This window comes from Mycobacterium sp. 852002-51961_SCH5331710 (assembly GCF_001665535.1).
Taxonomy (GTDB): domain Bacteria; phylum Actinomycetota; class Actinomycetes; order Mycobacteriales; family Mycobacteriaceae; genus Mycobacterium.
Genome location: NZ_LZSQ01000039.1, coordinates 1 through 20,151, shown reverse-complemented (window position 1 = coordinate 20,151; position 20,151 = coordinate 1). Strand labels below are relative to the sequence as shown.

General features: G+C 62.8%; 14 protein-coding genes. 10 read left to right on the top strand and 4 right to left on the bottom strand.

Translation table 11 applies throughout. The features are described 5' to 3' along the window. Positions 1-271 precede the first annotated feature (271 nt). The 3 genes from A5752_RS06715 to A5752_RS06705 all read left to right on the top strand — a co-directional run bounded on the left by A5752_RS06715 (position 272) and on the right by A5752_RS06705 (position 5,881). Positions 272-2,002 carry an AMP-binding protein gene (locus A5752_RS06715; protein ID WP_067083537.1) on the top strand — a complete coding sequence of 577 codons (1,731 nt, stop codon included), beginning with the start codon at positions 272-274 and terminating at the stop codon, positions 2,000-2,002. A gap of 121 nt (positions 2,003-2,123) precedes the next feature. Next, positions 2,124-4,049, top strand: coding sequence for an ABC transporter ATP-binding protein (locus A5752_RS06710; RefSeq protein ID WP_067083535.1), 1,926 nt, complete (start codon positions 2,124-2,126; stop codon positions 4,047-4,049). Further along, the gene (locus tag A5752_RS06705) at positions 4,046-5,881 is read left to right on the top strand and encodes an ABC transporter ATP-binding protein (protein ID WP_067083533.1); all 1,836 of its coding nucleotides are present in this window, start codon (positions 4,046-4,048) and stop codon (positions 5,879-5,881) included. Before A5752_RS06710 ends, A5752_RS06705 begins: the two co-directional genes overlap by 4 nt. A gap of 14 nt (positions 5,882-5,895) precedes the next feature. On the opposite strand, the gene A5752_RS06700 is transcribed toward A5752_RS06705, so the two are convergent. Then, positions 5,896-7,263: a condensation domain-containing protein gene (locus tag A5752_RS06700; protein WP_067083531.1), complete on the bottom strand. Its 1,368-nt coding sequence runs from the start codon at positions 7,261-7,263 to the stop codon at positions 5,896-5,898. A gap of 161 nt (positions 7,264-7,424) precedes the next feature. Beyond that, positions 7,425-8,201 (bottom strand): GAP family protein, encoded by a 777-nt coding sequence (locus A5752_RS06695; protein WP_231983340.1) that lies wholly within the window; start codon positions 8,199-8,201, stop codon positions 7,425-7,427. A 381-nt stretch (positions 8,202-8,582) separates the two neighbouring features. On the opposite strand from A5752_RS06695, the gene A5752_RS06690 reads away from it, so the two are divergent. The 3 genes from A5752_RS06690 to A5752_RS06680 all read left to right on the top strand — a co-directional run bounded on the left by A5752_RS06690 (position 8,583) and on the right by A5752_RS06680 (position 11,644). Then, complete coding sequence (locus A5752_RS06690; RefSeq protein WP_067083528.1) at positions 8,583-9,488, top strand: class I SAM-dependent methyltransferase; 906 nt, start codon at positions 8,583-8,585, stop codon at positions 9,486-9,488. 249 nt (positions 9,489-9,737) lie between these two features. Then, complete coding sequence (locus tag A5752_RS06685; RefSeq protein WP_156613661.1) at positions 9,738-10,709, top strand: sulfotransferase family protein; 972 nt, start codon at positions 9,738-9,740, stop codon at positions 10,707-10,709. A gap of 101 nt (positions 10,710-10,810) precedes the next feature. Then, entirely contained in the window at positions 10,811-11,644 is an 834-nt protein-coding gene (locus A5752_RS06680; RefSeq protein WP_067083526.1) for a class I SAM-dependent methyltransferase, read from the top strand. Here the strand turns inward: A5752_RS06680 and A5752_RS06675 are convergent. Both A5752_RS06675 and A5752_RS06670 read right to left on the bottom strand, forming a co-directional pair. Further along, the gene (locus A5752_RS06675; protein WP_082963771.1) at positions 11,637-12,413 is read right to left on the bottom strand and encodes a GAP family protein; all 777 of its coding nucleotides are present in this window, start codon (positions 12,411-12,413) and stop codon (positions 11,637-11,639) included. The two genes, A5752_RS06680 and A5752_RS06675, sit on opposite strands and share 8 nt — an antisense overlap. A 103-nt stretch (positions 12,414-12,516) precedes the next feature. Further along, positions 12,517-13,791: a glycosyltransferase gene (locus tag A5752_RS06670; protein WP_067083523.1), complete on the bottom strand. Its 1,275-nt coding sequence runs from the start codon at positions 13,789-13,791 to the stop codon at positions 12,517-12,519. Positions 13,792-13,986: 195 nt separating this feature from the next. Between A5752_RS06670 and A5752_RS06665 the strand changes: the two genes are divergently transcribed. The 4 genes from A5752_RS06665 to A5752_RS06650 all read left to right on the top strand — a co-directional run. Continuing rightward, the gene (locus tag A5752_RS06665; protein ID WP_067083542.1) at positions 13,987-15,327 is read left to right on the top strand and encodes a WS/DGAT/MGAT family O-acyltransferase; all 1,341 of its coding nucleotides are present in this window, start codon (positions 13,987-13,989) and stop codon (positions 15,325-15,327) included. A 615-nt stretch (positions 15,328-15,942) separates the two neighbouring features. Continuing rightward, the gene (locus A5752_RS06660; protein WP_231983339.1) at positions 15,943-16,857 is read left to right on the top strand and encodes a sulfotransferase family protein; all 915 of its coding nucleotides are present in this window, start codon (positions 15,943-15,945) and stop codon (positions 16,855-16,857) included. 110 nt (positions 16,858-16,967) lie between these two features. Beyond that, positions 16,968-18,233 carry a glycosyltransferase gene (locus A5752_RS06655; protein WP_067083521.1) on the top strand — a complete coding sequence of 422 codons (1,266 nt, stop codon included), beginning with the start codon at positions 16,968-16,970 and terminating at the stop codon, positions 18,231-18,233. A gap of 473 nt (positions 18,234-18,706) precedes the next feature. Next, positions 18,707-20,151, top strand: a 1,445-nt coding sequence (locus A5752_RS06650; RefSeq protein WP_231983338.1) for a condensation domain-containing protein, incomplete at its 3' end; no start/stop codon positions are given.

Below are 20,151 nucleotides of genomic sequence, written 5' to 3'. Positions count from 1 at the left end.
GCGGGCGAAAGCTGCGCGATTCATCACAGCGTTCCAACGGGGCTTCACGTGCTGACGACACTTGTCACGACCAACCTTAATTTCGCTTGTGCCAAGTTGTCCCCGGAATACGAGTTATCGTTTCGCTCCCTCGCATGACCGCGATGGTTTGCTGCGACTTTGCGCGAACCGCCCCTTCGGGCGAGCAGGCCGGCGGCCGCCTGCCGGTTGTCTCGATGGAGTTTGCTGTGTTTCGCGGTGTGGCAGCTGTGGCCACGGTAGCCTGACGAGCGTGGCAGATACCTCCGTTCTGGCTTTGCTGCAGGAACGCGCCAGCTTGCAGCCGGATGACACGGTGTTCACCTACATCGACTACGACCGGGATTGGGACGGAGTCACTGAGACTCTGACGTGGTCGGCGCTGTATCGCCGGACCGTGACTGTCGCGGACGAGCTTCGCCGAGGGGGTTCGGTCGGCGATCGAGCGCTGGTCTTGGCGCCTCAGGGAATCGACTACATCGTCGCGTTTCTCGGCGCATTACAAGCAGGACTCATCGCCGTTCCGCTCTCGGTTCCGTTCGGCGGAGTCAGCGATGAGCGCGTCAGCTCAGTGCTGCGTGACGCCGCACCATCGGTCGTGCTCACGACGTCGGCTGTGGTCGACACCGTGGCCGCATGCATCGAGGCGGAGTCCGGCGCATCAGCACCCCGAATCGTCGAGGCGGACCTGTTGGGTAACGAATCTCCCACCGGATTCGGCTTCGACGACGAGACGCCTCCGACGGCGTATTTGCAGTACACGTCTGGATCTACCCGCTCGCCTGCGGGCGTTGTGATGTCGCACCAGAACATCGTGGCTAATTTCCGACAATGGATGGCGGCCTATTTCGCGGATTACGGGAAGGTGCCCCCGGCGGACGGCCACGTTGTCTCGTGGCTGCCCTTTTATCACGACATGGGTTTGTATCTGGGAGTCTTCGCGCCCATCATCACCGGGAACCCCGCTGTGCTCACCAGTCCGGTCGCGTTCCTGCAGCGGCCCGCGCGCTGGCTGCAATTGCTGGCGAGCTACCGCAAGGCCTTCACGGCCGCGCCGAATTTCGCTTTTGAGTTGGCGGTGCGCAAGACGTCTGACCAAGACATGGCAGGGTTCGACCTTTCGGATCTGCTTGTCATCATCACCGGTGCTGAGCGGGTGAACCCGGCGACGCTGCAGCGCTTCACGCGCAAATTCGCCCCGTTCAACCTGCGTGAGCGGGTCATACGGCCGTCATATGGACTTGCGGAAGCAACTGTGTACGTCGCGACTCGCGCCGGTAGCGAACCTCCGTCCATCGTGCGCTTCGACTCCGAGAAGTTGACCGCCGGCAAGGCTGAGCGCATCGAGAGCGGCGGTACATCCATGGTGAGTTACGGCAAGCCGCGGTCGCCTTCAGTCCGCATTGTCGACCCCGATACCCGAACCGAGTTGCCGACGGGAGCCGTCGGTGAGATCTGGGTCCACGGCGACAACGTCGCGATGGGGTATTGGGGCAAGCCCGACGAGACCGAAGTCACGTTCAATGGACAGATCGCGAACCCGTCCGCCGGCACACCTGAAGGGCCGTGGCTGAGGACCGGCGATCAAGGCTTCTTCTTCGATGACGAATTGTTCGTCATCGGCCGCATCAAGGATCTGTTGATCGTCTATGGGCGCAATCACTCGCCTGACGACATCGAGGCCACGGTCCAAGAGATCACGCACGGTCGATGTGTGGCGATCGCCGTTCCGGATCGGGAGACAGAGAAGCTCGTCGTCATCTTCGAGGCGAAGAGGTACGACGGTGACCAAGAAACGGCAGAGAAGCTTGCCGTCGTCAAGCGCGAAGTCACCTCGGCGATATCGAACTCACATGGTCTCAGCGTCGCCGACCTTGTCGCCGTGCCGCCCGGTTCGATACCGATCACGACCAGCGGCAAGGTCAGGCGGGCGGCGTGCGTCGAACAGTATCGCCAGCGTCACTTTGCCCGGCTGGACGCTTGAGGCGGCCCTAGCGGGAAGAGGGCGCGACCACGGGAAGCCGTTGACCTCATTCCTTGTTGAGGTTCTACGGTGAAATCTGTGAGCAATTTTTGCGTTTGCCCAGCGTGCGAGGATGGGTTGAGTGGTTAACTACGCAGCCCGCGCCCTGTGCACAGCGCCGGCAATCGCCCCGCCACCGCAACGCCGACGCGCGAGCTCGGATCTGTGGCGGATGCTGCCCTATCTGCTGCCGTATCGGACGCGGTGGATCGCGATGGTCACCGTGGCCATCGCCAGCCTCGCGGCGACGGTGTCGATCCCGTTGATGACCAAGGCCGTCATCGACGGTCCGGTGCGGCATCAGGATCAGCAGGGGCTCTGGCTGCTCGGCACCGCCGCGATGGGCGTCGGTATCACCGAAGCGGTGTTGTGGTTCATCCGGCGTTGGTTGGCCGCGCGCGCCACCATGGGCGTCGAGGCCGACATCCGCAAGGACCTCTACGCCCGGCTGCAGGTGTTGCCGATGAGCTTCCACGGGCGGTGGCAGTCCGGACAGCTGCTGTCGCGGATCATGAACGACCTGAGCACAATCCGACGTTTCATGTCGTTCGGCATGCTGTTCCTGTTGCTCAACGGCCTGCAGATCACCGTCGTCACGGTGATTCTGCTGACGATGTACTGGCCGTTGGGCGTGGTCGTGGTTGCGTCGATCGTGCCGATCACGCTGACAGTTATGCACTTCCAGCAGGAGTACACCCGCTTGTCACGGCTGGCTCAGGACCAGGCGGGCCACGTCGCCACCCACGTCGAGGAGTCCGCGCTGGGTCTGCGGGTTGTGAAATCCTTCGGACGCGAGGATTACGTATACGACCGGTTCGACGAACAACTCACCAATCTCTATGAGACGCAGATCGATCGCGTGTCGGTCTCGGCGAAGTTCTGGACGCTGCTCGAAGTCATCCCGAACCTGACATTGATCGTCGTGCTCGGGTTTGGCGCATACGCTGCGGGCGAGGGCCACGTGACCATGGGCACGCTGGTCGCGTTCATCACGATGATGTTGTCGCTCGTCTGGCCGATCTCCTCGCTCGGCTTCCTCTTGTCGATGACGCAGGAGTCGTTCACCGCCGCGAACCGGATCGCCGAGATCTTCGACAGCCCAATCGACATCGCAGACGGTCCGGTCGATCAGACCCCGCGGGGCGGGCGCCTCGAACTCGTCGACGTCGGTTTTCGGTTTCCTGACTCCGAGGACTGGGCCCTGCGCCATGTCACCGTCACCGTCGAACCGGGGGAGACGCTCGCGCTCGTCGGCTCGACGGGTTCCGGCAAGTCGGTGTTGGCCGCGCTGGTGTCGCGTCTGTACGACGTCACCGAGGGCTCGATCCGCATCGACGGCCGCGATATTCGCGACTTCACCCTGTCCGCGCTGCGTGAAGCCGTCGCTACCGCCTTCGAAGACCCGACGCTGTTCTCGATGTCGGTCGCCGAAAACCTCAGGCTCGGAAGGCCGGACGCGTCCGACGACGAGCTGGCCCAGGCCATCGACGTCGCCGCCGCGCAGTTCGTCTACGACCTACCGTTCGGGCTCGACACCCGCATCGGCGAGCAAGGTATGAGCCTGTCCGGCGGACAGCGGCAGCGGCTGTCGCTGGCCCGCGCGATTCTGGCGGCACCGAAAATCCTCGTGCTCGACGACACGTTGTCCGCTCTCGATGTGCACACCGAGGCGGTCGTCGAGGAGGCGCTGCGGCGCGTGCTGCACTCGGTCACCGGAATCGTTGTGGCGCATCGTGCATCGACGGTACTGCTCGCCGACAATGTCGCGCTGTTGGAGAACGGCACGATCACCCACGTCGGCACGCACGCCGAACTGCTGGCTGAGGTGCCGCAGTACCGCTACCTGCTCGCCGCTGACGACGAACTCGACGACGGTGCCGAGCGGGCATGCGCATGGGAGGACGACCGGGACCGCAGCCGCCTCGACCACGCCGTCGAGGAGCAGGAGGCGCTGGAACGCGACCGCGCGCGGCGACGATACGTCACCTCGGAGGCCGAGCGCCGATGACCGCCACCGACACCGCGACCGCCGAGTGGCGCGGCAAGTTCGAAGAGCACCAGGACGATTCGCCGATCGACGAGAGCATCGATAGGCGCCGGGAGGCGCGTTTCCTGCTCGGTGATCTGCTCCGGCCGTACCGCGTCGCCGTCGCGCTGCTCGCCCTCGTCGTCGTGGTGGAGAACGCCGCGCGCCTGTCGGTACCGATCCTTGTCCGGCGCGGTATCGACGAGGGCATCCCACCCATCATGGCGGGCGAGACGGCGCATGTACTGATGACGATCGTCGGCGTCCTCGCTGTCGTCGTGGCGGTTCAGGCCACCAGTAGGATGTTCTTTCTCCGCCGCTCCGGACGGATCGGCCAGAAGGTGCTTCTGGAGTTGCGCCGCAGGGTGTTTCGGCACTTCCAGCGCCTGGACATTGCCTTCCACGAGCGCTACACCTCCGGACGTGTGGTGAGTCGGTCCACGAACGACGTCGAAGCCATTCAGGACATGCTGGAGACCGGCTTCGACAGCCTGGTGACCGCGGTGCTCACGCTGTTCGGCACCGCCATCCTGCTGGTCGTGCTCGACTGGCGGCTCGGGTTGATGTGCCTGGGCGCCTTCCCCCTGTTGATCGGGCTGGTGTGGTGGTTCCGCAACGAGTCCGCGAGAACATATCGCCGCGTGCGCGAAAGCGCCGCGCTGGTAATCGTGCAATTCGTCGAAACGATGACAGGCATCAAGGCTGTGCAGGCCTATCGCCGGGAACCACGTAACCAGCAGATTTTCGACGAGATCGCCGACCGCTATAAGGCCGACAACGAGCGCACATTCCAGCTGCTCGCAATCTTCATGCCGGGCGTCAAGCTCGTCGGCAACTTCACCACCGGCGTGGTGCTGCTCTACGGCGGCTACCGAGTCCTCAACGGCGAGATGACGATAGGCACGCTGACGGCCTTCCTGCTCTACCTGCGAATGTTCTTCGAACCGATGCAGGAGATCTCGCAGTTCTTCAACACGTTCCAATCGGCGGCCTCGGCACTCGAGAAGCTGGCGGGGGTGCTCGCCCAGCGGCCAGGCATCAAGGACCCGAAGCGCCCCGTGGCGCTGACCGCCGTGCGCGGCGCGATCGCTTTTCGCGATGTTCGATTCCAGTACGTCGCCGACCGCCCCGTCCTGCCTGGGCTGACAATCGAGGTGCCCGCCGGTCAGACCGTCGCCCTGGTCGGCACCACCGGCGCGGGTAAGACCACAATCGCCAAGCTGATCGCGCGGTTCTACGATCCGACATCCGGCTCGGTGACGTTGGACGGCGTTGACTTGCGTGACCTTTCGCAGACCGAACTGCGTCGCCACGTGGTGATGGTCACCCAGGAGAACTTCATGTTCGATGGGACCATCGCCGACAACATCCGGTTCGGCCGACCCGACGCCACCGACGCCGAGGTGGCCGCTGCGGCCGAAGCCGTCGGCGCCGCCCGCTTCATCGCGGCGCTGCCCGACGGATATGACACCGGCGTCGCCAAACGCGGTGGCCGGCTTTCGGCCGGGCAGCGGCAACTCGTTGCGTTCGCGCGGGCGTTTCTCGCCGACCCCGCGGTGCTGATCCTTGATGAGGCGACGTCGTCACTGGACATCCCCAGCGAGCGTATGGTGCAGCGTGCGCTGGAGACGGTGCTCGCCGATCGGACCGCGCTGGTCATCGCGCACCGGCTCTCGACTGTGCAGGTTGCCGACCGGGTGCTGGTACTCGAACACGGCTGCATTGTGGAGGACGGCACGCCCCGCGAGCTGATCACGCGCGCCGACGGCCACTATGCCGCCCTACACCGCGCGTGGATGGAATCGCTCGCCTGAGAGCTTCTCCTGACTCAGTAGATGAAACCGGTCAGCTCGAACTCGGTCAGGGTCTTCGCGATCAGCTCATAGAGAGCGGGCTTCGTCTCTACCACACCGGGTTGATAGGCGTTCACCGTGAAGTAGATCTTTGAGCCGCCTGCGACGCGCCACGATTGCATGTTCATCTGCCCGCCCGTCAACTCGAGCCACTGGCGCGTAATGCCTTGCGCCGTGGCCCGAGTCAGAACGATCTCGCCGTCGGTGCCGTCGGGGCGGTACACGCTCGGGTCGAACTCGTCGAGGTTCGAACAGAGTGACGGGGCATCGGGGTCGGTAAGCCCCGCATCGACCATCCGTTTCAACGCGAGTTTCGGCATGAACGGGACCAGTGCCCGCAACTGCAGTGACTCGTCGGGCGTTTCCCGCAACGTGGTGAGTGCCCGCTTGACGGCGGCCCTCAGGTCACCCAGGTCTGTGGTGACGCGTGTCGGGTCGATGGTGACGCTCGCGATCGACATCGCATTGGCACGCGTATCACCTTCGGTGCGTTCGTTCATGGGGAGTTGCAGGGTGACGAGGCCGTCACCGGGACGGCTGCGCCCCATGCGCTCGGCAAGTTTCGCAGCGAAAGCGACGACCAACGTCTTACCTGTGGCACCGAGAGCCTTCGCACGGCCATCCCATGACTCGAGATCGATCTGGATCGAGACGGCCGGCACGACGATCGCGTCATCACCGTCGGTCGCGCGGATTGGGACGGGTGGTGGTGAGGGCTTCGATCGGGCGACGTCCTGCCGTGCGCGGCGGGCCAGTCTTACCGCCGCTACTGCCGCCCGGCCGATGTCAGGCGACTCTCGCAGGATTTCTCGGGCATCCTGAAGCGCCGCACGGCGTCGAGTACGGAAATCTGGCGGTGGAAAGCCGAGATCGGCAGAATTACCCAGCGCCGCATCGGAGACGACCTGGTGAAGCCCGATGCCGTCGACCACGTAGTGGGAAAGCACCAGGCTGACCGCCGTCGAGCCGTCGGCAAGGGGGAGGACGCCGAGATGCCAGCCGGGCCCGCGCTCCGCATCGATAGGAAGCTGTGAACGTTCATCAGCCCAGTCGCTGAGTTCGGTGCCAGGACGCGCGCCATCGGCGACTTCTATGTCCGGCGCATCCGGCGTGGAGACCCAACGATGACGCGCGAACGGCAACGGCGAACGCTCGATGCGCCGCCCCAGCAACCCGCGACCGAGATTGTGGTTGAACCGCCTCAGCCCGTCGAGGTCGACAGTGTGCGAATAGAGCCAAACGACTTGGATCACCAGGTTGAGGCTGGCGGCGCGATGCCCCGCGTACAAACTGTGGTCGACCAACGCGAGCCTATTATGCAGCCGCTCATCCTGTTTGGGCATACGGAGGTTCAACGAGGGGTCGGTACGACGTGTTTCGGCTGACCCTCGATTTACGGCCATGGGCGCAGAATAGACGGTGACGCGGCGTTGTTGCCCTGAATCGTCATCTGGTCGCATGGTCGGGGGCCGGGATCGCCGTCCCCACTAGCGCCGGCGCCGGCTCATACGATCCCGATGCCTTTTGCCACGGTGAAAAGACCGACCATCGCAAAAATCATTGCCAAGACCTGTCGACGCCGAGCCAAAGCCCAGTCGTGCAGTGGTTGCAGTATCGCCTTAGTTTTGGCCGGGGCGGCGAGATAACTGAGGAGGGCGATCTCGACGACCGCGAACATTGCCACGACGAATGCGATGACGGCGAAGATCTGCATGCCGAGCCCGGCTCCCGAGGCCACGATGGTGGTGTCCACGAACAGCACCACCAGGGGCGGCGGCAACCCGAGGACGCCGAACACGAACGCGACCCACAAAGCTCCATTGTCCCAGGCATGTTGAAGGCGCGTAAGCAGTCGCCGGATTGCAGATCCACCCTCAGTCGCCGGATCGCCGAGCGGTCCCAGTGGTGAGACGGTGCCTGGACTATCCGAGTCCAGCAATAGGACGGAGCTGTCGCGGCCCGATATTGGTTGATGCGCCCGCCGACGCACCCAGGAGCGCACTGTCATCAGCGATGCCGTGGCCAGCATGACGACACCCATGCCGATCTGGACGAACCGAATCGCGGAGTTCGCCGACGTGTTGGGGACGGTGATCTCCTCCGAGAAAGTGGCAAACGTCGGTATCAAGTCCAGCACCATCAGGGGCACCAGCAGACAGGTGAGATTCACGATCATGCCGCCGACCCAGTACGCGAGCAGATTCGGCACGGGCCGGGGCCGGGAGATCATCAGCAGGATGACGGCGAGGAGCACCGGGTTGATCGCCACGAAGAACGCCAAACCCAGTAATGTGCCCCACACGGCCGGAACACTACCTGCTCGAGCGCCGCTTTCAGAGGTCAAAGCGGTCGCCGACGTGCCTGGACATAGTTTGTATCAACGCTTACTGTCTTGTCTTACCTCGACCGGTACTCTCGGCCGAGAACATCCCGGCGGTTCAGCGAGTGATGCCGTCCCGCGTTCCGGTCGGTCGATTCTCTGCGAAGGTGGGCCACAATGTGCGAGGGGGAGCGACCCTTCACCGGGTCCACCGCTTCCGGGGCTGAACTTCAGGGCGCGCGGCAATCGGTTGGCTCGACGACCGACCGACACAACGAGGTTGCTCAAGAGTGCCGGATATGCGGATCGACTGGTCCGCACGAGTGCTTCGTCGTTCGAGAAATGATGTTCGGGACGCGAGAGCGATTCGAATACTATTTCTGCGGAACATGCGAAACATTGCAGATCCGGAATCCGCTTGAGGGTGATGAGCTCCAGCGCCATTATCCGGAGGACTACTACTCGTACAACGCCCGTCGGCTATGGCCTCTTCGATGGCTCATTGGGCAGCGAGATCGCAAGAAATTGCATGCGGGCGGAGGGCTGGTGGGCGCGCTCCTCACGAGGCGGGTGCTTGATGGCATACTCCGCGTTCATCTCGGCGGAGACGTCGTCGGAATTCTGGCTCACCTCCAGCTCAAACCGGACGCGAGAATCCTGGACGTGGGATGTGGTGGCGGTGCGCTGCTTGACCGGTTGGCCATGGTGGGGTTCACGAATTTGTCTGGTGTGGATCCTTTTATCTCCGCAGATGGCCGGTCGCCTCGTGGAGTGCCGCTGACAAAGGGTGATCTCAGTGAAGTAAGGGGCGAATTCGATCTCGTCATGTTCAATCATTCGCTCGAACATGTCCCCGACCCGATCGCCGCGCTCAAAGCAGCGGCGGAAAGACTTGCACCCGACGGTATCTGCCTGGCTCGCACGCCGACGACGTCATCAGAAGCCTGGACCACTTACCGGGCGGACTGGGTGCAGATCGATGCGCCTCGGCATTTTGTCGTGCCTTCACGGCAGGCCATGGAGTTGGCGGCCGAGAGAGCCGGGCTGCGAGTGGAGCATATGTTCGACGATTCGAACTTGGGCCAGTTCGCGGGGAGCGAAGCTTATAGGAGAGGCGTTGCCGTGACCGACCCCAAAATCTCTGGGCTGTTTAGTCCGAAGCAACTCTGGGAGTGGGGGAAGCGCGCGGATCGGCTCAATCAGCTTGGCCGTGGCGACCAAGTGGGTTTCGTCATGCGGGCCCGGTGAGGAAGGGAGTATCGATGACGGCGAACGCAACAGCCCGCGCATATATGCAAAAGCGCATGCCGGAGAGCACGTTAGACACGTCGAGGTCTCAGCCTGCGGCGCGTTGCTCGGCAAACGGGAGCCGGTCGCCGACCGCGGGCAAGTTGTCCTGCCGCTCGAGACCACCGCTTTCGGTGTCGCGATGATCATCGGCCTACACACTGACGTGACTGCCTCTGCTCAGAAGATAACGGGGGCGGAGTTGCGCGAGTGACACCTGTCGGCAAGGGCGGGGGAGTGGCCCGCCCTTCGATTCTTTTCGTGCTGGGCGTGAACCGGTCCGGAACTTCGGCGCTGGCTCGTGTCCTGTCGCTGTGCGGCGGCACGCTTCCGCCCCAGCTGGTTGGCGCAATGCCGGATAATCCTCTCGGCCACTGGGAGCCGCGCGCAGCAAACTACCTGAACGAAGCGATCCTGCAGCGCCACCGTAGCACCATGTTCGATCCCACATTGCGCCTCCAGGAGGACGGTGCGTTCGATGCCGAAGAGAGGTCTGCCTGGGTCAATGAGATCAGGGCATTTCTGTCGACGCTGCCGGCAGCACCGCTCGCGGTCGTCATCAAAGACCCAAGAATCACCTTGTTTTTCGGCTTGTGGTCTGAGGCGGCGCGTCTGGCTGGGTTCGACGTCATGGCCGTGGTCACGGTTCGCCACCCCGAGGAGGTCATGGCGTCGGTCGCCAGGCGCAGCCCCGCCTCGCGGGAGCTCTCGGCCGCTTTGTGGCTCAAATACAACTTGCTGGCTGAGAGGCAAACGCGGACTGTGCCGCGGGTGTTCGTCGAGTACACGAATCTCCTGGACGATTGGCGCAGGGAAGTGAAGCGCGTTTCGGCGGCCCTCGGGATCGATCTCAACCTCCTGGAAGAGGCCGCGATCGACGAGTTTTTGAGAGTCGATCTCCGGCGGCAACGGCATGACGGTCCGGTGCCGGAGTTTTTCGGGTCCGACTGGATTTCCACGGTTTACGACGGGCTATGCGCCATCGCACGCGATGAGTATTGGGATCAGGTTGTGCTGGATCGTGTTTACGGAGCCTATCGCGCGAGCGAACGTGATTTTGGAGTGGTCTTTGAGGATTTCCGCCGCTTCCGAAGAGCCAACCGGCTTTACCGACCACTTCTCCTCAAGATGAACTATAAGGTTCTCGCGATGGTGAACCGCCGCAACAGGACTTGGATCTGAAGTCGCCACGATTGCCGAGACCGGACCGGCGTCGGTATCGTGCCGAGTTGTTCGCGCTGGCGTCGGCAGGAAGACGGCAGGACGAGGAGTAATCCGTGACAATGAAGGTCGAAGAGGCCACATTCCGAACCCTCTGTGCGAAGTCGGCGTCGCGATTCCAGCTCTGGACCGAGTTCGTGAGGTCTGCCCAAGTCGAGGCGATGGCCGAGATCGGGGTCTACCGGGGCCGCTTTGCGGCTGAGATGCTGGCGGAATGCCCTTCGATCAAAAAATATTATCTGGTCGATCCGTGGAGGCACCTCGACGACTGGAACAAGCCGGCCAACACAGGTGATGCCCGGTTCGCAACCTACCTGGCGGAAAGCATGGCCAACACCGAGTTTGCGGCTCACAAACGCATCATCTTGCGCGGAACGACGACAGAGGTCATCGATGAAATCCCGGACGGCAGCCTCGATTTCGCCTATGTCGACGGCGATCACACGTTGCGCGGTATCTCCGTCGACCTCATCAAGGTGTATCCGAAAATTCGAGATGGCGGCTGGATAGGCGGAGACGACTTCACACACATGATCTGGCAGCACGGGGATCGTTTCGAACCCAGCCTGGTGTTCCCCTTTGCCGTCTACTTCGCCGAGGCGGTGGGTGCCCGCATCTTCGGGCTGCCTCACCTGCAGTTCCTCATCTGCAAGCCAACAAAAGATACGGGCGGCTTCGAGTTCGTGGACCTGACCGGCAGCTACTCCGACACGGCTCTGCAGGCTCAATTCCGACTCCGGAGCGTCCTTCGCGGTTGGGTCACAGATACCTTGTCGCGCAGGCTCCTGGCCGAGCGGATGCCGAAGAACGTGCGGGAGCGCATCAGAAAAGCCGGTCGCGATCAATCAGGGTTCAGGCCGCGAGCTAACCGGCCCGCGAGTAACGAGCTCAGATGACGCCCGTGCCCCAGGCCACCAACCAGACCCCGACAATCGCCACGATGGCCGCCGCGACCTGTGCGCGGTGAGCCAGCGACCATTGGTGTAGAGGCCGCAGCACCGCTTGGGTTTTCGCCGGCGCGAGCAAATAACTGACAAGGGCAATCTCGAAAACGGCAAACATTCCCAGCACGAAGACGACGCCGGCGAGGATCTGCATACCCATGGGGGCGCCCGAGGAGACGATGCTCGTGTCGACGAGCAGAACGATGGCGGGGCCCGGCAAGAAGGACATGCCCGCCACCAGTGCGACCCACAACGAGCCGCTGTCCCATGCATCGTTGGCGCGGTCGATCAGACGGCGGACTGCGGATCTGCGCTTCGCTGGCCCCTCGCGGTCGTCGGGCTCCTTCGGCAGCGACGTTGCGGCCGAGGTATCCGAGTTCGGCTCAACTGTCGACGGGCCGCCGACCGGTGTTAGTACGCGTTCCCGCCGACGCGCACGGGAGCGGACCACGATCAGCGCAGAGATCAACAGCGCGATCACACCCATCCCGAGTTGAAAGTTCCGTGCGGTTGAATTCGGGCCCGCGGTTGCCAAATCGTCTGCGACAGATCTGAATACTGGGACGTGCTGTAGCATCAGCAGCGGCACCAGTACGGCGGGAACATTGGTGATCAGGCACCCGATCCAGTAAACGAACAAGTTCTGCAGTGGCCTCGGCCGAGAGATCACGAGAAGTACGATGCCGATGAGCACGGGATTGAGCGCCCACAGGAGCGCCATCCCTAGTACGGGTCCCCACACAGCGGAAGAGACTACTCCGTCAATTTTCAGCCTGGTTGGCAGCGCTATGACGGTGGGCGGTGAAGACCATTTCTCGGGATAGCTAACCGATGCTGCCCTTGTCTTTTGAGACGGCGAAGCTCTCCAGGAGATCGACAGCCTTGGTGACGCTTTCGGTGGGTGTGGTCGTTTGGGCGGCGACCTCGCGGGCCCGAGCGACATAGTCGCGACCGAGGATGCGGCGCAAGTCCGCGGCGAGCGATTCGCGGTTTGCGGTCGAGAAGCGTCGTCCGGAGCCGACCTTCAGGCGTTTGACCATCGCTGCCCAGAGCGCCTGATCGGGCGACGTCCAGAGGATCAGCATCGGAATCCCGGCACGCAGCGCAGCCGTCGTCGTGCCCAGGCCTCCGTGGTGCACAACCGCGCGGCAGGACGGAAAGGCAGCCGCGTAGCTCATCGTGTCCACGACCTTGACGTGGGCATAGTGGGGGGCATCGTCGAAATCGCTGGAGCCGGAGCACACCAACGCCCGCTCGCCCAATTGCGCACAGGCCGCCGCGATCATCGATAGCGTCTCGGCGGGAGATCCGACCGGTGTGCTGCCAAAGCCGAAGAAGATCGGCGGTGTTCCTTGGCCGATCCATGAGGCGACCTCGTCATCGGCATCCGTGGCTAATGCCATCGTCAGAGCGCCGACGAATGGCCGTTGGTCACGCCTCTCACTCCATTCGGCTGACAGCCCGGGGAAGCAAACCTCTTCGTACCCCTGAATCTCCAGTGATCCGCGCTCGACGATCCTCCGTGGCGCGGAGCGTGTCGCCTTCGGTAGGCCCAGTTCGCGCCGCTGCGCGTCGTCGAATTTCTTCATCCCGCGCCAACAGGCCCACTCGTATACCGTCAGCGCGTAACGGCCGAGTGACGCCGGCAATGGCAAGACGTGGCCATTGGGGCGAACCGGAGAGACGTGCAGTGTCGCCAACGGAATGTCATAGCGTTCGGCGACATTGGCAGCGGGCTGCTCGAAATTCAGGAACGTAACCAGCAGGTCGGCACCCTGCGCGACCGACTGCAGCGTCGTGGTGATCTGCTCCCAGTGCTGAACTACGGAGTTCCCGATCTCGCGCCACAATCGCACCCGCTCCCGGATGTTCCAGAAGTCTCGGGACGATCGAGCCCACAATTCACGGTGCGCTCCCCACCATTCCTGCGTATCCGGCCCATAGGCGACCGCGGCGAGCCCCGCCGACTCGGCGAACGCAATCAGGTCTGGCGGGACCGCGATGCACACGTCGTGTCCGCGGCGCTGCAATTCACGGCCGACGGCGACGCAGGGCTCTACATCGCCACGCGTTCCGTAGCTGGCCAGCACACACTTCATCGCGAATCTAACGGCATCAACACTCCCTCGGATTGCGGCGTGCGGCATCGTGATACCTCGGCAGTGGCAGCCACCGACTGACGCACCAGGACGGCGCATTGCGCGAAGGAACTCTAACTCAGAGGTAATAGCCTCTCGGCGTGCGAGTTCGCACGCGATCGGATGGCGACATACGGTTGGAAGTACGGTACGACGATGGGCAACGTACTCGATCCGTTCGACCAGCTCACCTTCGACGCCGAGCGAGCTACCGGAGTCACGTCGATTCCCCACCCCTTCTGGGTGTACAACCGCCCAGTCGACCTCGACGGTCTGCGGGAGTTCAATCACCATCTGCGACAGGGACTGTTATCTCGCCGCATCGAACCGTCGCCCCTTCCGTTCGGCCGCCACCGCTGGATTTCCGCCGACGGACCGCCCGAGATTGAGATCGTTGCGACGCCGCGCCCACGCGCAGAATTGGACGCCTGGCTCGAGGAGCAGGCCGCGAGGCCTATCGACGCCGTGCACGGGCCCGGATGGCACCTTGCGACGCTGCCCTTCACGGACGGCGGCGCGGCTGTGAGCTTGACCGCTTCGCACTGCCTGGCAGACGGTATCGGGTTGTTGGAGGCGATGGCAGATGCGGCAGACGGTCGCGACGCCCGATCCAGCTGGCCTGCTGAGTCCCGTCGGCGTTGGCGACGGCTGCGCGAAGACGCTCGTCAAACCGTGCGCGACATGCCCGATTTCGGCCGCGGCGCTGCAGCAGCTATACGACTGGCTCGACGTGTCCGCCGCGAGAGTGCCGTCACCACGCAGGCGAATAGGCCGCTCAGGCTACCCGCGGTTGCCGAAGAATGCCTGACGCCGCCCACGGCGACGGCCTTCATCGATGCGACTGCGTGGCAGGACCGAGCCGCTGCGCTGGGCGGGACCAGCAACACGCTGCTCGCGGGACTGTCCACCCGCCTGGGCCAGCGGATTGGACGGGTTACGGCGGACGGCTCAGTCCTGATGAAGATGCCTGTCAATGAGCGCGTCGCCGGTGATACACGCGCGAACGCGGTCAGCAATATCACGGTGCCGATTGACCCCGCACCTGCGGCGACGGACCTTCGCGGAATCAGGGCTGCAATCAAACAAGCGCTCGTGCGGCACGGGGAGTCGCGTGACGACGAGCGGGCAGTGTTGTCCCTTGTCCCCCTGTTGGGGCTCTTGCCCAAGCGGTTTGCCAGGGTCGTCGACAATACCGTCGTAGTATCCAACCTCGGTGAGGTCAACCCGCGCGTCACCAGCCCGGATGGAACACGAGCCGACATTTGGGCGTCACGGCTTTCCTATCGCGGCGTGACCGAAGCGTTGATGGACAGTCTGGGTGGAGTGCTATATGTGTTGTCGGGAACTGCGCTAGGGCGTGTTTTCGTCTCGGTCAGTGGTTACCAACCGGGTTATGCCAACTCCAATGAAGCTCTGCGACAGGACCTTTTGGCTGTCTTGGCTGACTTCGACCTCGCCGGCACATTCATCGGGGCGCCGCCTGTCACAAGTCAATGACGCCCCAGTACAGATGGCACGAATCGGATCCCGCCCGATAGGCACGAGGTCACTCGAGGTGACGTCAAGCCTTGCGCGGCCTCGCTCTCGAGTTGCTGCGCAGGGTCACGATGTGCGCATGGCGGTAGCGCCGGGTCTGGTGGACGTCACCGAGTCGGTTGGTCTATCTGCGGTCGCCTATGGGCCCGACGCACGCGCGTGGCATGACCTCGTTCACCACGGTGGCGCGGGCACCACTGCTGTAGGCCTGCGCAGTGGCATTCCCACCCTGATCCTTTCGACGTGGGGTGACCAAGCGGTGTGGGACACTCGGGCGAGACGTTTGAAAGTCGTTCTCACCCGGCGCTTTTCGGCCACTACCCGGAATTCGCTCGTCGCGATTTGCGCAAGAAACTTGCGCGGGAATACGTCACGCGGGCCCGTGAACTCGCCACCAGAATGAGCGAGCCTGCCGAAAGCCGGGCCGCCGCCACTGATCTGGTGGAGAATTTCGCTCGCTCGCGCCGTGGGCGCTGATCCGTTGTCCCACGCAGCGCGACGCGTACGATGACCGGTCTGACGGGACCATAGGTGAGGGCCCGGTGTAGCCGAGCGATCGCAGAGGGTGAGGGTTTCATGGCGACGGTATTGTTCGTACTGGGTATGGCCCGAACCGGCACCTCCGCGATCACACGCGTTCTGTCACTGTCAGGCGCCGCGCTCCCGCCCGGGATGATCGGCGCGGCGAAAGGCAATTCACGGGGGTTCTGGGAACCCCGCGAAGCGAGCTTCCTCAACGAGAAGATTCTGCGCCGCCACCACAGCACCTCAGCTGACCCGACCCTGCGCCTCCACCGAAAACCCGCTGAAGGCCGAGACATCGCCGAGATCAGCACGTACCTCACGTCCCTACCGCCGTCGGATTTGTATGTCATCAAGGATCTGCAGATCACGCCCATAGCCGGGATGTGGTTCGACTCCGCTCGCATCGCTGGCTACGACGTCGGCACCGTGATCGCGGTACGGCATCCCAGCGAAGTCATCAGCTCGGTCACCGCTTTGATGCCGGTGATCGAGCCTGAGCTCGCCGCTGCCCTCTACCTGAAGAACAGCCTCCTTGCCGAACGCTACACACGCGGGATGCCGCGTGTTTTCGTCGAATACTCCTATGTCCTTGAGGACTGGAGACGAGAGGTCGAGAAGATCTCGGCAGCTTTAGACATCACTCTCAAACCCGACGAGACCGCGATCAACGATTTTCTTGCCGTCGATGAATGCCACCATCAAGCTGACAACCCGTCATGCCCGGAGCCATTCGGTACCGACTGGGTGACCACGACCTACGACAACCTGCATCGGGCGGCGGGAGGCGAGACGTGGAGTCAAGACGCACTGGATCGCGTCTTCGACGAGTATGGGGCGACCGAGCAACACCTGCGCACGGCGCTTGACAACTATCGACGCGTCACCAAGGCGCAGCGCTTCGTCCCACGCAAATTGATCCTCGAACTCGCAGCTCTCGTCCACCGACGCAAAGGAACTTGGGCCTGAAAGTCGCCTCACGTTGCTTGGAGTGCCCCGATGGATTGACGTTCGACCGCGCCCACATCGGCTAAACTGCGGCCGCTGATGCGGGGGCGGAGCTGAAAGGCGGGACCGCGGTGAAGATTGCGTTGGCATCCTATGGAAGTCGTGGCGATGTCGAGCCTTGCGTCGCGATCGGCCGAGAACTGCGGCGCCGGGGCCACGACGTGCTCGTAGCCGCGCCGCCCGACTTGGTGGGGTTCGTCGAGTCGGTTGGGCTGAGCGCGGTCGCGTACGGACCAGATGTGGGGTCCATTCTGGGAGCGCACCGTGACTTTTGGACGTATTTTTTCCGCAACTTCTGGAAAGTCCGTCGCCTGATTCAGATGCGGCGCGAAATTGCGAATCCCGTTCTCCAGCGTTGGGACGAGATCGGTGACACGCTGGCAGCCCTGGGGGGTTGGGCCGACGTGCTGGTCACTGGCGTGAACTTCGAGCAGCCCGCCGCGAATGTCGCCGAGCGCTTTGGCATTCCATTGGCGACAGTGCATCTCTTCCCGATGCGGGCCAACAGCCACTTCCTGCCGTTCCTGCCGGCGTCGCTCGGCCGCGCAACGCTGAAGGTGTACGAGTGGTTGGGATGGCGCGCGGCAAAAAAGCTCGATGACAAACAGCGCCGTGAATTGGGCCTACCGCGAGCCACCGGCCCGTTGCCGCAGCGGATCCGCGAACACGGATGGCTTGAAATCCAAGCCTATGACGAGGCGTGCTTCCCCGGGCTGGCCGCCGAGTGGGCCGATTTTGCCGATCAACGGCCTTTCGTCGGTGCGCTGGTGGTGGACCTGCCGAGCGACGCCGACGAGCGGGTGGCGTCCTGGATCTCGGCGGGTCCACCGCCCATATTCTTCGGCTTCGGCAGTCTGCCGCTGAAGTCGCCGGCAGACACACTCGAGATGATCAGCTCGGTCTGCGCACAGTTGGGTGAGAGGGCGCTGGTGTGCGCCGCCGGGTCCGACTTCACAGAAGTCGCCCCGGCCGGACACATCATGGTGGTGGACGTGATGAACTACGCAGCAGCGTTCCCGGCCTGCCGCGCCTTAGTGCACCACGGTGGGACCGGGACAACGGCGACGGGCCTGCGTGCAGGAGTCCCGACGTTGATCCTGTCCACGGACATCGACCAGACCCTCTGGGGTTCTCGGGTGAAAAGAATGAAGGCGGGCACCGCGCGTCGGATGTCGCGCACTACGAGTGAATCGCTGGTTGCGGATCTGCGCACCATCCTGGCCCCGGGTTACGCCGCCCAGGCCCGTGAGATCGGTGCGCAGATGACCAAATCCGCAGAGAGCGCAGCGGCCGCCGCCGATCTCGTCGAGAAGCTCGCCTGCTCCGGTCCTCGATGACCGTGTAAACCTCGATAAGGCGGCTCATGGCTGTCCGTTTAGAGAAAGCCACGCCGAGTTCTTCATATCTTTGCAGGTCGGACGGGGAAGTCCGCCGGACGAAACCCTGCGCCGTATACCAGGAAAGTCGAACAGCAAATTTGTCAGGCACTGACAGAATATAACTGTTTGTAATTTACTGCGACGAAAGTGTATACAAGCTGACGTGGGACTCACTAACGTAGTTGCCATATGTCCGCTTATCAGGGTGGTGTGTTGCTGGGCGCGAATCGGTGCTCAGACAGCTACTAACTTTCAGTCGTGACTAGCGACGATGAGGAGCAATACAGCGTGGGATCGACCTTCGCCAATTCAGACCGCTATAGGTGTCCGAGCGACGAACAGACTTGGACCGACGTACGACCGAGCTGTTTACGTGAAAGGTCGGCGCCGCGCCTAGCTGAAAAGTGAATCGTGTGCTTGGGGACAGTTGGATGGACTTGAACAACCGAGCACTCCCACTCACGCGCGCCCAGCTGCATATTTGGCTCGCGGAGCAAACAGGTCGGTTCGGGGCTAAGTGGCAGCTGAGCGCACTGGTGCGGATTGCGGGACCGCTCGACGCTGACTTGTTTGAGTCGGCGCTGGTACAGGCGTTGCGGGAGGCAGAACCGCTAAGGGTCTCCGTCTTCCAAACAGGAGACCAGGTATTCCAGAAGGTCATCGATGATCCGGCTGTCGAGCTCGTCCGTCATGAACTGCTGCACTCGCCAGATCCTGCCGCAGACGCGAGAAGGCTTGCCGCGTCGCTTCAACGCACACCGATGCCGTTCAGCGGCCCACTGTTCAAGTTTGCGTTACTGCACACTAAAGTAGATGAATATTATTTCGTCGCGTGCTGCCACCACATTATCGTTGATGGGGCCGGTCTTGGTCTTTTCTGTCATCGAATTGCGGAGATTTATAATTCCCTTGTTTCCGCCCAGCCGATTTCTCCCCCTTTCTTCGGCTCGTTACGTGACCTGATTGACAGCGAGTCGGCTTACGAAGCATCCGCTGATTTCCAGCGCGATCACGCCTATTGGGTCGAAAATATCCCGCGAGAAAGCGAACTGCGCGACCGATTAGTGCCGGCTATACGCGGTGAGCGTGATTCCGATGACTGTACTGAGCCGGTTGAATTAGATCCGGTTATCGTCTCCAAGATCCAGGAGTTGGCTCAGGCGATGGGAGTGCGCCGCTCGTCGGTGATTACTGCCGCATGCGCGCTGCTAGTACGCGAGTACGACGTCGATGGCCAGGATGTCGTGCTCGATTTCCCGGTTAGCAGGCGCGTGCATCCAGAGGTCCAGCTGGTGCCCGGGATGATCTCCGGCGTCGTCCCGTTGGTCTTGAAAACATCCCCACAATCCTCTGTTACTTCCTTTTGTAAGCATGTCGACGCGAAATTGCGGGGCGCGCTCGACCATCAACGTTTTCCAGTGCAAGCTCTTGAAGACACTGCGCGATACCGGACACCGCACCGAGTGGTGGTTAACTTCATTCCACCCGCATATCAAGCCGATCTCGCCGGTTCTCCGGCGACCGCGACTCTCACTAATTCCGGCCTGGTAGATCAATCCGGCCTGCTCTTCACGAGGCTAGAAGGCCGGCTATTTCTCAGCACTGCGGGCGCTGAGCAAGTATTTGCGAACCAAACTGTCCATGACTTAGCTAAGCGGTTAGAGCGGGTATTGGGGGAGATGTCCGCCAACCCCGAGCGGTCGTTGTCATCCCTGGATCTGCTGGAACCCGCTGAGCACGCCAGACTGAATGAGTGGGGTCACCAGACGGCATTGATCGCCGGGTCGGCCGCACCGATCTCGATTCCGGAGTTGTTCGCTGCTCAGGTGGCCAACGCCTCGGAGGCGGTGGCGCTGCGTTGTGAAGACCGCTCGGT

Coding starts and splice junctions, on each gene's coding strand:
- A5752_RS06665 (WP_067083542.1), top strand. CDS start 13,987: ATGGGCAACGTACTCGATCCGTTCGACCAGCTCACCTTCGACGCCGAG.
- A5752_RS06690 (WP_067083528.1), top strand. CDS start 8,583: ATGATGTTCGGGACGCGAGAGCGATTCGAATACTATTTCTGCGGAACA.
- A5752_RS06705 (WP_067083533.1), top strand. CDS start 4,046: ATGACCGCCACCGACACCGCGACCGCCGAGTGGCGCGGCAAGTTCGAA.
- A5752_RS06675 (WP_082963771.1), bottom strand. CDS start 12,413: ATGGCGCTCCTGTGGGCGCTCAATCCCGTGCTCATCGGCATCGTACTT.
- A5752_RS06660 (WP_231983339.1), top strand. CDS start 15,943: ATGGCGACGGTATTGTTCGTACTGGGTATGGCCCGAACCGGCACCTCC.
- A5752_RS06700 (WP_067083531.1), bottom strand. CDS start 7,263: ATGCCCAAACAGGATGAGCGGCTGCATAATAGGCTCGCGTTGGTCGAC.
- A5752_RS06680 (WP_067083526.1), top strand. CDS start 10,811: ATGAAGGTCGAAGAGGCCACATTCCGAACCCTCTGTGCGAAGTCGGCG.
- A5752_RS06670 (WP_067083523.1), bottom strand. CDS start 13,791: ATGAAGTGTGTGCTGGCCAGCTACGGAACGCGTGGCGATGTAGAGCCC.